Origin of the sequence: Azotobacter vinelandii CA, assembly GCF_000380335.1 — a bacterium.
GTDB lineage: Bacteria > Pseudomonadota > Gammaproteobacteria > Pseudomonadales > Pseudomonadaceae > Azotobacter > Azotobacter vinelandii.
The window spans coordinates 3313757-3328558 of sequence record NC_021149.1 but is presented as its reverse complement, the minus strand read 5'-3'; the positions used below and the strand labels follow the sequence as shown (position 1 = coordinate 3328558).

Below are 14802 nucleotides of genomic sequence, written 5' to 3'. Positions count from 1 at the left end.
CACCGATGAAACCCTTTCCCTCCCTGATTCCCGCCTTGTTGTTCGCCACCTCCTTGCAGGCGAACGCGCAGAGCGCGGTGCCGGATACCCCGGCCGCGCGTCAGGCCCGCGAGACCGCGCCGCAACTCTTCGCCTATACGCAGGATGTCCTGTTCGGCGACGTGTGGAAACGCAAGGAACTCGCACCGCGCGATCGCAGCCTGGTCACGCTGTCCTCCCTGCTGGCAAACGGCCAGGGTGCGCAGATGACCTCGCACATCAACCTGGCGCTGGACAACGGCGTGAAGCCCAGCGAGATCATCGGGCTCATCACCCATCTGGCCTTCTACACCGGCTGGCCGAACGGCATGAGCGCGGTCGGCGTGGCGAGGGACGTCTTCGCCAAGCGCGGGATTGATCCCAGCCAATACCGCTCCCCATCGGCGGAACTGCTGCCGGTCGATGACGCCGCCGAGGCCAAGCGTGCGGCGACGGTCAAGGCCAACGTCGAGCCGGTTGCACCGGCGCTGGCACGCTACACCGACGACGTGCTGTTCGCAGACCTCTGGCGACGGCCGGACCTGACGCCGCGCGATCGCAGCCTGATCACGGTGGCGGCGCTCATCGCCCGCGGCCAGCTCGACCAGGTTGCCTATCACCTGAACCGGGCCATGGACAGCGGCTTGACGCAGACGCAGGCCACCGAAGTCGTCACGCACCTGGCTTTCTATGCCGGTTGGCCGCGCGCCATGTCGGCCCTGCCGATCCTGCAATCGGTGTTCGCGGAGAGGAAATGACCATGAAGAGAAGCACGAGTACCTATCCACGATCGCTGAAGCGATTCCTGTCCGTCGCGGTTGGCGTTGCCGCGCTGGTCGCCGGGGTTGCCGCATCGGCGGCGGATGCTGGCAAGCCGACGCCGCTGGTCATCCAGGAACAGGGCAGCTTCGCGGCCGGCGGCCAGGTCGCCACCGCGCCGGGAACATTCGACCCGCGCAAGCCGATGGAATCCGCCGGCCAGACCTACCACGGCGACCATGCCTACGCCTTCTACCAGATCCCGGTGAAGGCGCGGAAGCTCCCGATCGTCATGTGGCACGGCGCCGGACAGTTCTCCAAGACCTGGGAGACCACGGCCGATGGCCGCGAGGGTTTCCAGAACATTTTTCTGCGCCGCCGCTTCGGCGTGTACCTGGTCGACCAGCCGCGCCGCGGCGATGCCGGGCGCAGCATGGTCGAGGCGACGTTGAAGCCGACGCCGGACGAGCAGCTCTGGTTCAACCAGTTCCGCGTCGGCCTGTGGCCGAACTACTTCGACGGCGTGCAGTTCGCCCGCGACCCGGAAACGCTCAACCAGTTCTTCCGCGCGATGACGCCGAACACCGGGCCGTTCGACATGAACGTGGTGTCCGATGGCGTCTCGGCGGTGTTCGACCGGATCGGCCCCGGCATCCTGTTCACCCACTCGCAAGGCGGCGGGCCGGGCTGGCTGACCGTCATCAAGAACGACAAGGTGAAGGCCGTCGTCTCGTTCGAGCCGGGCAGCAGCTTCGTCTTCCCGGAAGGCGAGGCGCCGGAGCCGATTCCGAGCGCCTTCGACACCGTGCAGGGCGCGACCGTCCCCCTGGCGCAGTTCATGGCCCTGACGCGGATTCCGATCCTGGTCTTCTACGGCGACAACATCCCCGACCAGCCGGTCGATCTGCCGGCCCAGGACAGTTGGCGGGCGCGGTTGAAGATGGCCCGGCTGTGGCGGGATACGGTCAATCGGCATGGCGGCGACGTGACCGTGGTGCATCTGCCGGAGATCGGTATCAAGGGCAACACGCACTTCCCCATGTCGGATTTGAACAACGTCCAGATCGCGGATCAGGTCTCGCGGTTCCTCGCGGAGAAGAAGCTGGATTGACCCCGTCTGCGCAGACGCTCGGCGTGGAGCAGACACTGATCTTGTTAGGAGTTCGAAATGAGCAATGAAGTCATCAATGAAAAAAGACGTGAGTTTCTCGGGGCCGCCGCGCTCGCCATTCCCGCGGCATTAATTGGAGTTCCTGCCATGACCACTACCACTACTGCACGTGCGGCCGATTACCGGAAGAACCCGTTCACCCTGGTGTACGACGGTGCGATCACCAAGAACGAGCCGGGCAAGGTCAATATCCACCCGGTCAACTACGACCTCAACGGGCTGAATATCGTTGCCAACGTTTACACGCCGGCAAACTACGATCCGAGCAAGAAGTATGCGGCGATCGTCGTCGCGCACCCCAACGGTGGAGTGAAGGAGCAGACCGCGGGCCTCTATGCCCAGCATCTGGCCGAACGGGGCCATATCACCATCGCGATGGATGCCGCCTATCAGGGCGGGAGCGGCGGCAAGCCTGCCAGCGTGGACAAACCACAATTCCGCACCGAGGACATCCACGGCGCGGCAGACTTCATCACCCGCTATCCGGGCGTCGATCCCGAGCGTCTGGGATTGTTCGGCATCTGCGGCGGCGGCGGGTATTCCTTGAACGCCGCCAAAGCCGACAAGCGTTTCAAGTCGATTGCGACATTGAGCATGTTCAACTCGGGTCGGGTCCGCCGCAACGGCTTCAAGGATTCGCAGTTGGACACCATCCAGCATCGCCTGCGGCAGGCTTCGGCCGCCCGCGCCCAGGAAAAGGCAGGCGGGGAGATCCTCTATGCCGGCGACGCCAACCTGACGGACGCGCAGATCGACGCGCTGCCGTTCGATCTGTACCGGGAGGGTTACCACTATTACTGGCGGACCCATGCGCACCCTGGCTCAACGTTCAAGTACACCATGAGCAGCTTGCTGGACCTGATGCGCTGGGATGCCACCGACCAGATCGAACTGATCGACGTTCCGCTGCTGATGCTGGCGGGCAGCAAGGCCGATACCTTGTACATGACCGAGGATGCCTTCCCCAAGGCCACCGGCACGAAGGACAAGGAACTGTTCCTCATCGAAGGCGCTACGCACATCCAGACTTACTGGGTGCCCGAGTACGTCGAAGTCGCGTTGAGCAAGCTGACTCCGTTCTACGCGCGGACGCTATAACCAATCGGTCGGAAGTACGCAACGCGACGGGTCTCGCGCATCAGGGCCGTCCAAGCCTACCTGCAATCCCCAGGAAACCAGGAAACAGATCCATGAACCCAATCGACAACCTGGCCGCGTGCCGGCCGCTGTTCGTGGCAATGCTTGCCATGGCGGCGCTGGCGAGCATGCTCGGTCCGAGCCTAGAGCATTTTTACCTTATCCCGATTCATATCCGGCGGCCTCGAAGTAGTGCCTGCAGTCCTGCGCTGAGAACTGCCCGATTGCTTCGCCAATGCTCTGCCACAGCTGCGGCACGGTCCGCGCCGCCGCTTTTCGCAGCAGCGCCTTGAGCTTGGAGAAGGCCATCTCGATCGGGTTCAGGTCGGGGCTATAGGGAGGCAGGTAGCGCAGTGTGGCTCCTGCGCCTTCGATGGCCTGGCGTACCCCCGCCACCTTGTGGGCCGGCAGGTTGTCCATCACCACGATATCGCCGGGCGTCAGCGGGTACCAGAACCTGCCCGACATAGGCCAGGAAGACCGGGCCGTTCATGGCGCCATCGAGCACCAGCGGCGCGCTCAGGCCATCCAGCCGCAGGCCGGCGGTAAAGGTCGTGGTTTTCCAGTGGCCGTGGGGGATCGCGGCCCGGCAGCGCTCGCCGCGAGGGGCCCAGCCCCGCAGGCGGGCCAGGTTCGTCGCGGCGGCGGTTTCGTCGACGAAGATCAGCTTGCGCCAATCGAAACCGGACTGCTCCTCGATCCATCCCTGTCGGGCGGCCTGGACGTCCGGCCGTTGCTGCTCGGCTGCATGCGCGGTCTTTTTTTGAACGTCATGGCGTGCCGGTCGAGAAACGTCCACACCGTCGCCAGGCTGACACGGACGCCACGCTCCCGTTCGAGGGTCGCGGCGAGTTCGGCCAGCGTCAGGTCGGGGGTTTGCTCGAGCAGGCCGAGCAGATAGTCCGCATGGGGATCGAGCCGCAAGCCCCGGGGCTTGCCCTGTCGGCGGGCGACGAGTTCTCCACCTTCCCGAAAGCGCCGCACCCAGACGATCGCCGTCGCCGTGCCGACGTCGAATCGCTCGGCGGCCTGCCGAGCCGACAGCCCGCCCATGGCCGCGTCGACGACGCGCCGGCGAAGGTCCGCACTGTATGCCCGAGCCATTCTGGTCTCCTTGTCCGAGCAGGAGAGGAGAACCGAAATGACCAGGAAGAGCAACCCCTGTATGTCGAATTCGTGTTTTCAAAAAATGCTCTAGCCGCCGCGCAGGCGCTGCACGACATCCGCCCCGCCGCAAGCCGCTGGTGCTCAAGGCGTGCGGCAGCTTCTTCGTCGGCGGCGAGCAGGCCGAGAAGACCGCGGTCGAGCTCGGCAGCCTTGGCCCGGACGACCGGATCACCACCGGCCAGATGTACGTCGAGTACATGGTGCCCGACGGTGTGGGCAAGGTGCCGGTGGTGATGGTCCACGGCGCTACACTCAGCGGCAAGACCTACGACACCACGCCCGACGGCCGCATGGGCTGGTACGAGTACTTCGTGCGCAAGCGCCATCCGGTCTACGTTGTCGACCAGATCGGGCGGGCGCGTTCGGGCTTCGACCAATCCGCATTCAACAATGTCCGCGCGGGGCGGCTGCCGAACCTGCTCCGGCTTGCCGATCGCTTCGGTGCGTGGACCAATTTCCGTATCGGGCCGGAGCCCGGCACACCGTTTGCGGACACGCGGTTCCCGGTCCAGGCGATGGACGAGCTGTCCAAGCAGAGTGTGCCCGATCTGCTCGGCACCTCGCGCGCGCAGGAGCAGGTCGCGACCGGCGACCTGGAGCAGTTCCAGCAGCATCCACGTTTCTAGTTCCAATAGTCCAGCACCGATGCACGCGGTGGTAGCGTGCCGCCGAGCAGGCGCTGCAAGGGACTGGGCGGTGGCGGGACAGCATGCCGGTGAAGTTGCGCTTCACCTGCTCGGGCGTGGCCTGCTGCAAGGCGCACAACAGGTGTAGAACCGGCACCCGATCCTCCTTGAACGCGACGTTCTGCGCGTAGATGGCCTCGATGTAGGTCATGCGATGGCGTTCGGGCAGTACCGGGAACGACATGCACTTGATCAGATTGAGCGGCAGGCTGCCTTCGCCACGCCATCTGTCCTGCTCGATGCGTCGAAGGTGGCTGGGAGTGGGCTCCGTTGCATACCAGCTCGATGCCAAGACTCTCGGCGATCAGTGCATGGGAGTGGCGCCTGGCATCCTGGTCGGGAAAGATGCTTTGCAGCATGAGTTCGGTGGCACCACTGTGTTCGATCATCTGGAGTAGCTGGCTGCGCAGCGTGTCGGGACTGCCTGCCAGTTGCATCCCGCTGTGCTGGTGTCAGGATGCGCTCGGCTTCCTCGATCGTCGGAACCGCGACCCGGCCGCCACGTTGCCCGAACTGCGCAAAGATGGCCCGTGTCGGCCATGTCATCCGGTGCGCCTCGGCATCCGTGTCCGCCGCAAACACGCACATTCCCAGCATCGCCTGCGGTGTCGGTGCGCCGTACTGCGTCGGCCTGAAAGACTTGCGGTAGTGCTGGAGCGCCGCGGCGGTGATGAAGCCCGCGAAGGAGTACCCAACCCCGAGAGCGGCGGCAAGGCCGACGCTGTTGCCCGAGGAGCCGAGGAGCCGAGGAGCCGAGGAGTCGAGGACCCACGGTTCCGGCCTTGCCTTGACGGTCGGCATCAGCCGGATTCTGGAGAACGGGTGTTCCGGGGGAAAATCGGCATGCAGGAACGCCAGAACTTCCTGGACCTGTTGATCGAAGTCGTCGACGTGCGGCGATCGCGCTTCAATGCCGTATCGATCAACGGCCCCGATGTCGCCCGCCCAAGCCCCATGTCGAAACGGCCGAGCGCGAGGACTTCCAACTGCAGGAAGAGTTCGGTGACCTTCAGCGACGAATAGTTGTTGAGCAGAATCGCGCCGGACCCGATCCGTATCCGTTGGGTCTGGCGTGCAACCAGGCCCATCAGCACTTCGGGCGCATGCGAGGCCACGGCGTCGATGCCATGGTGTTTGGCGAACCACATGCGATGGAAGCCGAGCGCCTCGGCATGCCCGACGGTAACGAGCGCATCCTCGACGGCTTCATAGGCCGTCCTGCCGGACGGCACCGTGATCTGCTCTACAAGGGATAACTTGACCATCGCTTACCCAGTGGGCTCCGTGTCGCGGCTCCATGTCGATGCTGGAAGCTGAGGCTGGAGGGGGCCGTGAACCGGCCGCAGGCCGTCCATCCCGATCCGCAGCAATCGAACCCAGGCCGATGTGTACTCGGCGGCATGGGCCGCCACGCCTTGCTCCTCGTCGCCGCTGGTTTCGCCATCGACCGAGCCGTCAGGTGCAGGCCTCGCCAGCGTTGCCAGGCAGATGACGAGTCGAACGATGTCTTCTCCCGTCACGCCTTCCCGCAACAGCCCGGCTTGGTGGTTTCGTTCCACGAGGGCATCGGCGACCCCGATGACCCGGTTGGAGCACTCGTCGAACTGTCGTTCGGTTATTCCTTCGGCAAATGAGGGCCAAGGTGGGTCAGTTTTCAATCGGCGTTGACACGGACGATCTTGCCGCCCATCTAGGGCTGGTTGGCGAACACATATTCCACCCGCGCCGGGGCTAACTATTCGGCAGTTGCGCGCCTTGTCCCGCTCGCCGATAAACTGACTGGCCTGGATATGCGGTCGCCAGCCCAGTTGTTTGAGCCAGCGTTCACGGCGTTTATTGTGATAGCTGCAGTTGGTCCAGAAGTCCCGACTGCTGTTTTCCTGATCCAGCACTCCCACGAGATACAGGGTACAGGCCTCGTTGGCGTCACCGACCTTCACTTTGAGGATCAGTTTGTGCCGACGATCCACGCTGACCGACAACTTGCAGCTGAAGTAGGATTTGCCGCGCCTCTTCGTTCAGCGCGCTTGGACGTCCTTTTGCCTGTGTTTGGTCGGTGTTCAGTGCCATAATGGTGGCATGCTCAATATTCTCCATCACAGGGAATTGTTATGGGGCAGATGTTTCATGGCTGCGTCACGACCACTCACTCTATCCGAACGGCAATACAGCGATCGAACGCTTCGATCCAAGCGCTGAGCAAACGCTATGGTGTGAATCCGAAGATAGTGATGGAGTGGAAAAGATAGTGAGGTTAATCTCCGATATAATGCATTGAATATTTTTCCTTGGTTGCGGTCGTGTCGGCGGCCAATCCGGAATCAGAATGGCAGTGGCAATGCGATTTTCAGCCAGAAAGCGCTACCTTCTGTTCGATTGCGAACACGGAAGTCTTTTTGCCACTTAGCACTGAAAAACCATCCATTTCCGTCATATTTAACTGATGGGCCGATACTGAAGGCTCTGGCCTTGTTGTCATGTACTTTTTTACCGTGAATATGATCGTCTGTGGTTTGCCAGTAAGCGTATCCACCAGCTCCCACAACCCAGCGTTTGGCAAATCCCCAACCAAAATCATAGTCAACGAGAAGCTCCTGGCCAGACTTATAATCCGTTTCAGAGTTTTCAAAGTTAAAGTTGTACATAATTTTCATATCGCCATTAAAGCCCTCTGGCTGCGCGTAAGTGATTGCCGCCAGCGGTTGCGCCACCCAGTAGTTACGCCCTACGTTGGCAAGTTTATCGCTGTCGTAGCGGCCAGTCGGAGCTGTGATATCAATGACATAGGCCGCATGAAGTTTTGATGAGTAATCATAACCCAAGCCGAAACCGAAAACCATGTCTCCAATTCCTTTATCTGAATCAGTCTGACCATTCATTCGGACATCTAAGCTCACGAAGGGCAAGACGACATGTCCTGCCACACGCCCACCTAGTAATTGCTTGTCTGAGACATAAACCAAGCGAGTGACAATAGCCTCTGCACGCAAGTCAAAGTCATCCGCGGCTTTGGAGCCGTCGTTATTGCGAAGACGGTTGGCTGTATAGTGCTGAGCGTAGTTAAGATTATAGAAGCCGGACTCCACTGGAACAGCTCCTAGCATGTGTTGCTCAAGTCCAAGAGGATAGCTTGTTCCCGCGCCCTCCATGGCTTGTAGCGTAGTAGTCTGAAGAGAAAGATTCAATATTGTGAACATGGGGAGTCCCATGCCATGCGGGAGTTTATGATGCATAGATCTATCTACCTATTATTTTTCTTGTTTGTAAAAAAATAAATCCAATATCACGGATTACATAGAGCAAGCAGCTTTTAACTCATGGTGGTTGTTAGGCATTGTTCTAAATCATGAGGCTGGCGCAATGCATAAAAAGTATTAGCCATCAGCCAATTGTCATGTCAGCCAGGTGTGCCGCGCTCACCGAAAGATCGCTTGAGCAGATTTGCCACCAGTCATTATTTGATATCAGTCAGGCTCGTGCTGTATTCTCTAAGTGGAGAACTACACACTGCATAAATAATGTACCACTCTCCTAAAGCATATGTGGCTATCATCAAGGGGATACAGAAAGTCCCTCTCGCTCACTATTTGAATGCTTTCTTTGCTTCACAGGTGCAGTTTCGCTCAAAAATATTGATAACATCAATGCAATTAAAGAGCCGCCTGAGGCGATCCATATTGCGATTTCCAGGCCATAGATATCCGCCAAGAAGCCCGCAACGATAGGCGTGACAAAACCGCCGAATAATTCACCTATGCCCATGATTAGCCCTAAAGCAGTGGCTACCTGAGAAGGGGATACAGTTTCAGCTGGAATAGTCGCCATAAATAGGGTAAAGCACCCCAAGCCGGTATATGTCAGGAACACCATTGGAAACATGACATCAGCATCGGCATATAGAATTACCATAGGGCAGGCAGTAGCGATCAAGGTGAACAGAATCATCATTGGTTTGCGGCCAAAATGATCGGAGGCTGCAGGAATCACGAACCCCCAAATCATCCAAGCGAAGCCTAAAGATCCCATAATCTCTCCCATGACTTCAGGTGTGAAGCCCCGACCCTGCATAAGGAAAGTTGGAGTAAAAGTAATTAGAGTGATAAACCAAGATATGTAAAAGCAGGAGATCAGTATACATAGTAAAATATTGCGTTTTTTGATCAGTGCTTTGATATTCTCCATGCCTCCTAAGTGAGGCTGATGGCTTGTGGCCATGGACTCATGTGTGTGTTGGTTTTTCACAAGTAGCATGATTAAAACAGAAATCAGCAGGCCAGGTATTACTGTAGCGTAAAAAGCAGAACGCCACCCATACTCAGTAGCGATCCAGATTAAAACTGGTGGGGCAAGCACCGTACCAATCAAGCCCGGAGCACAAGCATTTACCAGCCCCATATTCAGACCACGACGCTTAGGGGTAGAGGCTGCTGCCAATAGCGATTGGGAAATCGGTAATACCGGGCCTTCTGCTACGCCCATAAAAGCACGGAAAATCAGCAGGCTAATAAAGGTAGTCACCATGCCAGACAGTGCTGAGCATAAGGTAAAGGTAATTACTGAGATCACCAAGATAAACTTCTTGGATTCTTTCTTGTCAGCGACATGCCCCAGTGTCATGCCGGACAATGCCCACATCAAAGCCAATATCGATGACAGCATTCCGAGATGACTATTATTCAGGCCAAGATCTTTAGCGATAAAGGGAAATAAAAAAGATAAGGCCAGTCGGTCGAAAAATACAAACCCAAAGCACAAAAATAGAACTAGTAATAATCGATTTTCATAGGTGTTAGTTTTCATAAGTATGCCTTTTCGTTGTTTTTATCTGAGCAGAAAGCCCTGCCCAAGTTAAGGCAGGGCAACACCCGACAGATGTTCGAGCTATACCATCTCAAGTCTTTGATTGGCACAAGCATCCAGGCCAAGAATAAACTCTGCACAACGCTCAGCAATCATAATGGTCGGTGCATTGGTATTGCCGGATACTAAAGTTGGCATCACTGAGGCATCACATATGCGAACTCCATCCACACCTTTAACCTTCAACATTGGGTCAACCACTGCGTCTGTATCGCTCCCCATGCGGCAAGTGCCAGCGGGGTGATAGACGGTTTTTGCATAGTTACGTACGTAAGCTTCTAATTCAGTATCCAAAATGTCTTCATTGCGAGCTGGCAACAGCTCATGCTCAACCAATTTCGCCAATGCAGGTGCACGCAAGATTTTGCGAGCAAGCTTGACACCTCGCACCAAACTGTCGACATCCTCTTGTTCTTTTAGGGCCCCGCTTTCAAAAACCATCGAGTCTAATGGGTTAGGGCTGCGTAGTTTAGCAAAGCCACGAGACTTCGGACGTAGAAAACAGGGATTGATCGAGACTCCATGACCGTCAACTGGCTCACGATCCACGTCACCCACTAGGGTGGGGAGCACATGGAACTGGATATCCGGACGACCACAATTAGAAGAATCCACAAAGCCACCAGACTCAACCACATTGGAAGTCAATAACCCGGTTTTCCAGAGAGTCCATTGTATGCCATGCTTTAGAGCTCTCAGTCCCGTATCATTGCCAAGCAGGCTAATAGGGTCCTTGGTTCGACCATAAACAGATACTTCCAAGTGATCTTGATAGTTTTTACCGACTTGTGGGGCATCATGTAGAACGGGAATACCGTGCTCTTGTAAGTGATCTTTTGGACCAATGCCGGACAACATTAGTATCTTTGGTGTCGATAAAGCCCCAGCACTCAAAATGACTTCTTCACACACAGAAATTTGGCTAAGAGCACCTGTTTTCCTATCAATCAACTCTACTCCTGTACCAGGTGGAAAGCCTCAAGGGGCTGGAGAACCTCGATGCCATCGCCGCCGTGGACGGCGTCGACGGCGTGTTCATCGGCCCGGCGGACCTGTCGGCGGCCATGGGACACCGTGGCAACCCCGGCCACCCGGAGGTGCAGGCCGCCATCGAAGACGCCATTGCCCGCATCCGCGCGGCTGGCAAGGCCGCCGGCATCCTCAGCGCCGACGAGAAGCTGGCCCGCCGCTACCTGGCGCTGGGCTGCGCCTTCGTCGCCGTGGGCGTCGATACCAGTCTGCTGATGCGTTCGCTGAAGAGCCTCGCCGCCAACTTCAAGGGCGCCGCCCCGGTGGCGGCCGGTGGCAGCGTCTACTGATTTCCTTTCGAGAGATTCGCCATGCAACTGACCGATAGCACTCTGCTGCGCACCAGGGCCTTCATCGCTGGCCAATGGGTCGATGCCGACGACGGCGCCACCTTCGTAGTGACCGATCCGGCCGATCTGTCGCCGATCGGCACGGTCGCTTCCCTCGGCGCTGCCGAAACCGCCCGTGCCATCGCCGCCGCCGAGGCCGCCTTGCCGGCCTGGCGCGCGAAGACCGCCAAGGAGCGTTCGGTACTGCTACGCAAGTGGTTCGAACTGATAATGGCCAACCGGGAAGATCTCGCCCGCCTGCTCAGTCGGGAGCAGGGCAAGCCGCTGGCCGAGAGCCGCGGCGAGATCGCCTACGGCGCCAGCTTCATCGAATGGTTCGCCGAGGAAGCCAAGCGCACCTATGGCGACGTGATTCCACACGATAAGCAAGGCCGCCGTCTGGTGGTCATCAGGCAGCCGATCGGCGTGGTCGCCGCCATCACCCCGTGGAACTTTCCCAACGCGATGATCACCCGCAAGGCCGGCCCGGCGCTCGCCGCCGGATGCACCATCGTCATCAAACCAGCCTCGGAAACCCCGCTGTCGGCCCTCGCCCTGGCCGAGCTGGCGGTGCGCGCCGGCATCCCGGCCGGCGTGATCAATGTGGTGACCGGCGACCCCCGAGTGATCGGTGGCGAACTGACGCGCAACCCGGCGGTGCGCAAGCTGTCCTTCACCGGTTCCACCGGTATCGGCAAGCTGCTAATGGCGCAATGCGCCGACACCATGAAGAAAGTCAGCATGGAACTGGGCGGCAACGCGCCCTTCATCGTCTTCGACGACGCCGACCTGGATGCCGCCGTGGCCGGCGCCCTGGCCTCCAAGTACCGCAACAGCGGCCAGACCTGCGTGTGCACCAACCGCCTGCTGGTACAGGAGGGCGTGTACGACGCGTTTGCCCGTCGCCTGGTCGCTGCGGTCAAGGCGCTCAAGGTTGGCCCGGCGTGTGAGGAGGGCGCCCAATTGGGCCCGCTGATCAACGCCAAGGCGGTGCTCAAGGTGCAGGAACACATCGAGGACGCCCTGACCAAGGGCGCCAGGCTACTCGCTGGCGGCAAGCCGCACTCTTTGGGCGGCAGCTTCTTCGAACCGACCGTTCTCGGCGAGGCGACCCCGGAGATGCTGGTGGCGCGCGAGGAAACCTTCGGCCCGTTGGCGCCGATCTTCCGCTTCCGGAGCGAGGCCGAGGCTATCCAGATGGCCAACGACACCGAATTCGGCCTGGCCTCCTACCTGTACACCCGCGACCTGAGCCGCGCCTGGCGCGTGAGCGAGGCGCTGGAATACGGCATGGTCGGTGTCAACGAGGGCGTCATTTCCACCGAGATCGCTCCGTTCGGCGGCATCAAGGAGTCGGGTACTGGCCGCGAAGGTTCGAAATTCGGCATCGATGATTATGTCGAGCTGAAATACCTGTGCTTTGGTATCGATGCCTGACACAACCCGTTCCAGGCGTGCCGCGGTCAATGGGACGGGCATGCCCGGAGCGGGTGGCGTGGCCTTGTGGGAACTGACGGAGGCATCTTTACGAAGAAGAGGAGGCGTTGCGTTCGATTTCGTAACCGGCGAGTTTCTCCGAGGGTTTCCAAAAAAGCCTCTCGTGTTCTGCAGAACTGCTTGAAACGTTTATGGCTTGATCTTTTTCAGGTCGGCGAGCAGTTCGAAGAGTAGCTGCATCTTTTCCTCTCCATATTTCTCCTGGATCTTGCGGTAGTTGTTTTCCATCTCGTCGGCCATGGACACGAAGCACTGCTGCCCCTTTTCTGTAAGGGCGACGTACATGCGGCGCTGATCGTGGGCCGGCTTGCTGCGACGGACGATCCCGTCACGCTCCAGGCGGTTGAGAACCCCTGTCATGCTCGGCTTGAGAATGCAGGCCAGTTCCGCGAGCTGATAGCTTTCCATTTCTGTTGCCGGAGGATTCGGATTATCCGCCACTGCTGTTCCGTCAGACCATGTTGATTCAGCAAGGGGCGGAAGTAGCACATGACTGCTTCGCGGGCCTGAAGCAGTGAAAGAGTGAGCGAGGGTCTTGGGTTCGACATGGCTTTATGGCTTTTCGTGCTCGAATTTATGAATAGATTAACAATTTATTGCGCTGTGTCGATAGAGCTAGCAACGAGGAAGCCGGATCTGCTCGAAGGCTGTGTCGTGTCGTCGGCGCGAGGTCGACCGAAAGCGTTGCGCGCGAGGATACGGACTCATACGGCGAGATTATCCAGGCACCGGTTGCACGCCACCTTTTCCTTGGCTGCGAAGACTCATCGGCTTCCGTTGTGCGGGCCGCAAAGCATACCCGATCGTGAAATGAAGCGAATGCTCGCAACCGACGAGCCGATCCGATATCGGTCGTTGATGGTTCAGGTGGAAAACCGTGTGAGTCGGGATCGGCCTGCATCCAGCCGCCGGCTCGGACACCGGTTTCCATAACCTTCGTCGTTTGCATACCCCGGCAACCCGGTAGCCGTTCCCCCCGCTCCTAAGGAAACCCTGAAGAAGCCTTCCCGAATCTGGTGAAATACGCCGATCCCGTTGCCCGAGTTTCCCGATGAAACAGATGACCTTCACCGACGCCGAGTACGCCGGCAAGCGCAAGCAGACCCGCAAGGAGTTGTTCCTGATCGAGATGGATCAGGTGGTGCCGTGGAAGGGCTTGGTTGCCTTGATCGAGCCGCACTACCCCAAGGGTGAAGGCGGTCGTCCGGCGTATCCTTTGATGGCGATGCTGCGCGTACATCTGATGCAGAACTGGTTCGGCTACAGCGATCCGGCGATGGAGGAGGCGCTGTACGAGACCACGATCCTGCGCCAGTTTGCCGGGCTGAGCCTAGAGCGCATTCCCGACGAAACCACCATCCTCAACTTTCGGTGTCTGCTGGAGAAACACGAGTTGGCGGCTGGGATTCTGGCGGTGATCAATGGCTATCTGGGCGACCGGGGCCTGTCGCTGCGCCAGGGTACCATCGTCGATGCCACGCTGATTCATGCGCCGAGTTCGACCAAGAACCAGGACGGCAAGCGTGACCCGGAGATGCATCAAACCAAGAAAGGGAACCAGTATTACTTCGGCGCGAAAGCCCACATTGGTGCCGATGAGGACTCGGGCCTGGTGCACAGCGTCGTGGTCACGGCGGCCAATGTCGCGGACATCACCCAGGTCGACAAACTGCTGCACGGCGAGGAAAACGTGGTGTGCGCGGACGCCGGTTACACCGGAGTCGAAAAGCGCCCTGAACATGAAGGTCGCCAAGTCATCTGGCAGATCGCGGCCCGGCGCAGCAACTACAAGAAACATGGCAAGCGCAGTGCCTTGTACAAAGCGATCCGCAAGATCGAGAAAGCCAAGGCCCAGGTGCGGGCGAAGGTCGAGCATCCGTTCCGAGTGGTCAAGCGCCAGTTCGGATACACCAAGGTGCGCTTCCGTGGATTGGCCAAGAATGCCGCGCAAATGGTGACGCTGTTTGCCCTGTCGAATCTGTGGATGGCCCGCCGACATTTGCTGGCCAGCGCAGGAGAGGTGCGCCTGTAATGCGGAAAATGGCTGCTGCGAGGTGCTCGCGGTAGCGAAAAAGAGAGGGAAGCGTGACTGATCTGAGTGTTATAGATCGATTGGTCGCTTTCAAAATCGGCAGGCGCTGAAGTCAGC

11 protein-coding genes and 3 pseudogenes are annotated in these 14802 nt (G+C 59.0%); 7 read left to right on the top strand and 7 right to left on the bottom strand.

Annotated features, from left to right (window positions below):
• Positions 1-5 precede the first annotated feature (5 nt).
• From AVCA_RS14710 to AVCA_RS14700, 3 genes are all read left to right on the top strand, one after another.
• Positions 6-776 carry a carboxymuconolactone decarboxylase family protein gene (locus AVCA_RS14710; protein ID WP_012701779.1) on the top strand — a complete coding sequence of 257 codons (771 nt, stop codon included), beginning with the start codon at positions 6-8 and terminating at the stop codon, positions 774-776.
• On the top strand, positions 773-1888 hold the full coding sequence (locus AVCA_RS14705) for an alpha/beta hydrolase (protein ID WP_012701778.1): 1116 nt from the start codon (positions 773-775) through the stop codon (positions 1886-1888). The genes AVCA_RS14710 and AVCA_RS14705 overlap by 4 nt, the downstream gene beginning before the upstream one ends.
• Positions 1889-2035: 147 nt before the next feature.
• Entirely contained in the window at positions 2036-3046 is a 1011-nt protein-coding gene (locus AVCA_RS14700) for an alpha/beta hydrolase (RefSeq protein WP_201765949.1), read from the top strand.
• A gap of 198 nt (positions 3047-3244) precedes the next feature.
• Here the strand turns inward: AVCA_RS14700 and AVCA_RS25125 are convergent.
• Positions 3245-4189: pseudogene (locus AVCA_RS25125) on the bottom strand (IS630 family transposase).
• A 140-nt stretch (positions 4190-4329) separates the two neighbouring features.
• On the opposite strand from AVCA_RS25125, the gene AVCA_RS14685 reads away from it, so the two are divergent.
• The gene (locus AVCA_RS14685; RefSeq protein WP_012701774.1) at positions 4330-4878 is read left to right on the top strand and encodes an alpha/beta hydrolase family protein; all 549 of its coding nucleotides are present in this window, start codon (positions 4330-4332) and stop codon (positions 4876-4878) included.
• Between the two features lie 860 nt (positions 4879-5738).
• On the opposite strand, the gene AVCA_RS14680 is transcribed toward AVCA_RS14685, so the two are convergent.
• From AVCA_RS14680 to AVCA_RS25105, 5 genes are all read right to left on the bottom strand, one after another.
• Entirely contained in the window at positions 5739-6203 is a 465-nt protein-coding gene (locus AVCA_RS14680) for an LLM class flavin-dependent oxidoreductase (RefSeq protein ID WP_041807283.1), read from the bottom strand.
• Positions 6204-6206: 3 nt separating this feature from the next.
• Positions 6207-6908, bottom strand: coding sequence for a hypothetical protein (locus tag AVCA_RS25120; protein WP_231876366.1), 702 nt, complete (start codon positions 6906-6908; stop codon positions 6207-6209).
• Positions 6909-7259: 351 nt separating this feature from the next.
• Positions 7260-8135 (bottom strand): SphA family protein, encoded by an 876-nt coding sequence (locus AVCA_RS25115; RefSeq protein WP_231876365.1) that lies wholly within the window; start codon positions 8133-8135, stop codon positions 7260-7262.
• Between the two features lie 355 nt (positions 8136-8490).
• Complete coding sequence (locus AVCA_RS25110; RefSeq protein ID WP_012701768.1) at positions 8491-9738, bottom strand: MFS transporter; 1248 nt, start codon at positions 9736-9738, stop codon at positions 8491-8493.
• An 81-nt stretch (positions 9739-9819) separates the two neighbouring features.
• Positions 9820-10749, bottom strand: coding sequence for a GMC family oxidoreductase (locus AVCA_RS25105; protein ID WP_081434896.1), 930 nt, complete (start codon positions 10747-10749; stop codon positions 9820-9822).
• Positions 10750-10754: 5 nt separating this feature from the next.
• On the opposite strand from AVCA_RS25105, the pseudogene AVCA_RS14670 reads away from it, so the two are divergent.
• Together AVCA_RS14670 and AVCA_RS14665 are read left to right on the top strand one after the other, a co-directional pair.
• Positions 10755-11117: pseudogene (locus AVCA_RS14670) on the top strand (aldolase/citrate lyase family protein); the annotation flags it as partial.
• Between the two features lie 21 nt (positions 11118-11138).
• On the top strand, positions 11139-12593 hold the full coding sequence (locus AVCA_RS14665) for an NAD-dependent succinate-semialdehyde dehydrogenase (RefSeq protein ID WP_012701767.1): 1455 nt from the start codon (positions 11139-11141) through the stop codon (positions 12591-12593).
• Positions 12594-12782: 189 nt separating this feature from the next.
• On the opposite strand, the pseudogene hpaR reads toward AVCA_RS14665, so the two are convergent.
• Positions 12783-13201: pseudogene (hpaR, locus tag AVCA_RS14660) on the bottom strand (homoprotocatechuate degradation operon regulator HpaR).
• 503 nt (positions 13202-13704) lie between these two features.
• On the opposite strand from hpaR, the gene AVCA_RS14655 reads away from it, so the two are divergent.
• Positions 13705-14685 (top strand): IS5 family transposase, encoded by a 981-nt coding sequence (locus AVCA_RS14655; protein ID WP_012701764.1) that lies wholly within the window; start codon positions 13705-13707, stop codon positions 14683-14685.
• Positions 14686-14802: the final 117 nt, after the last annotated feature.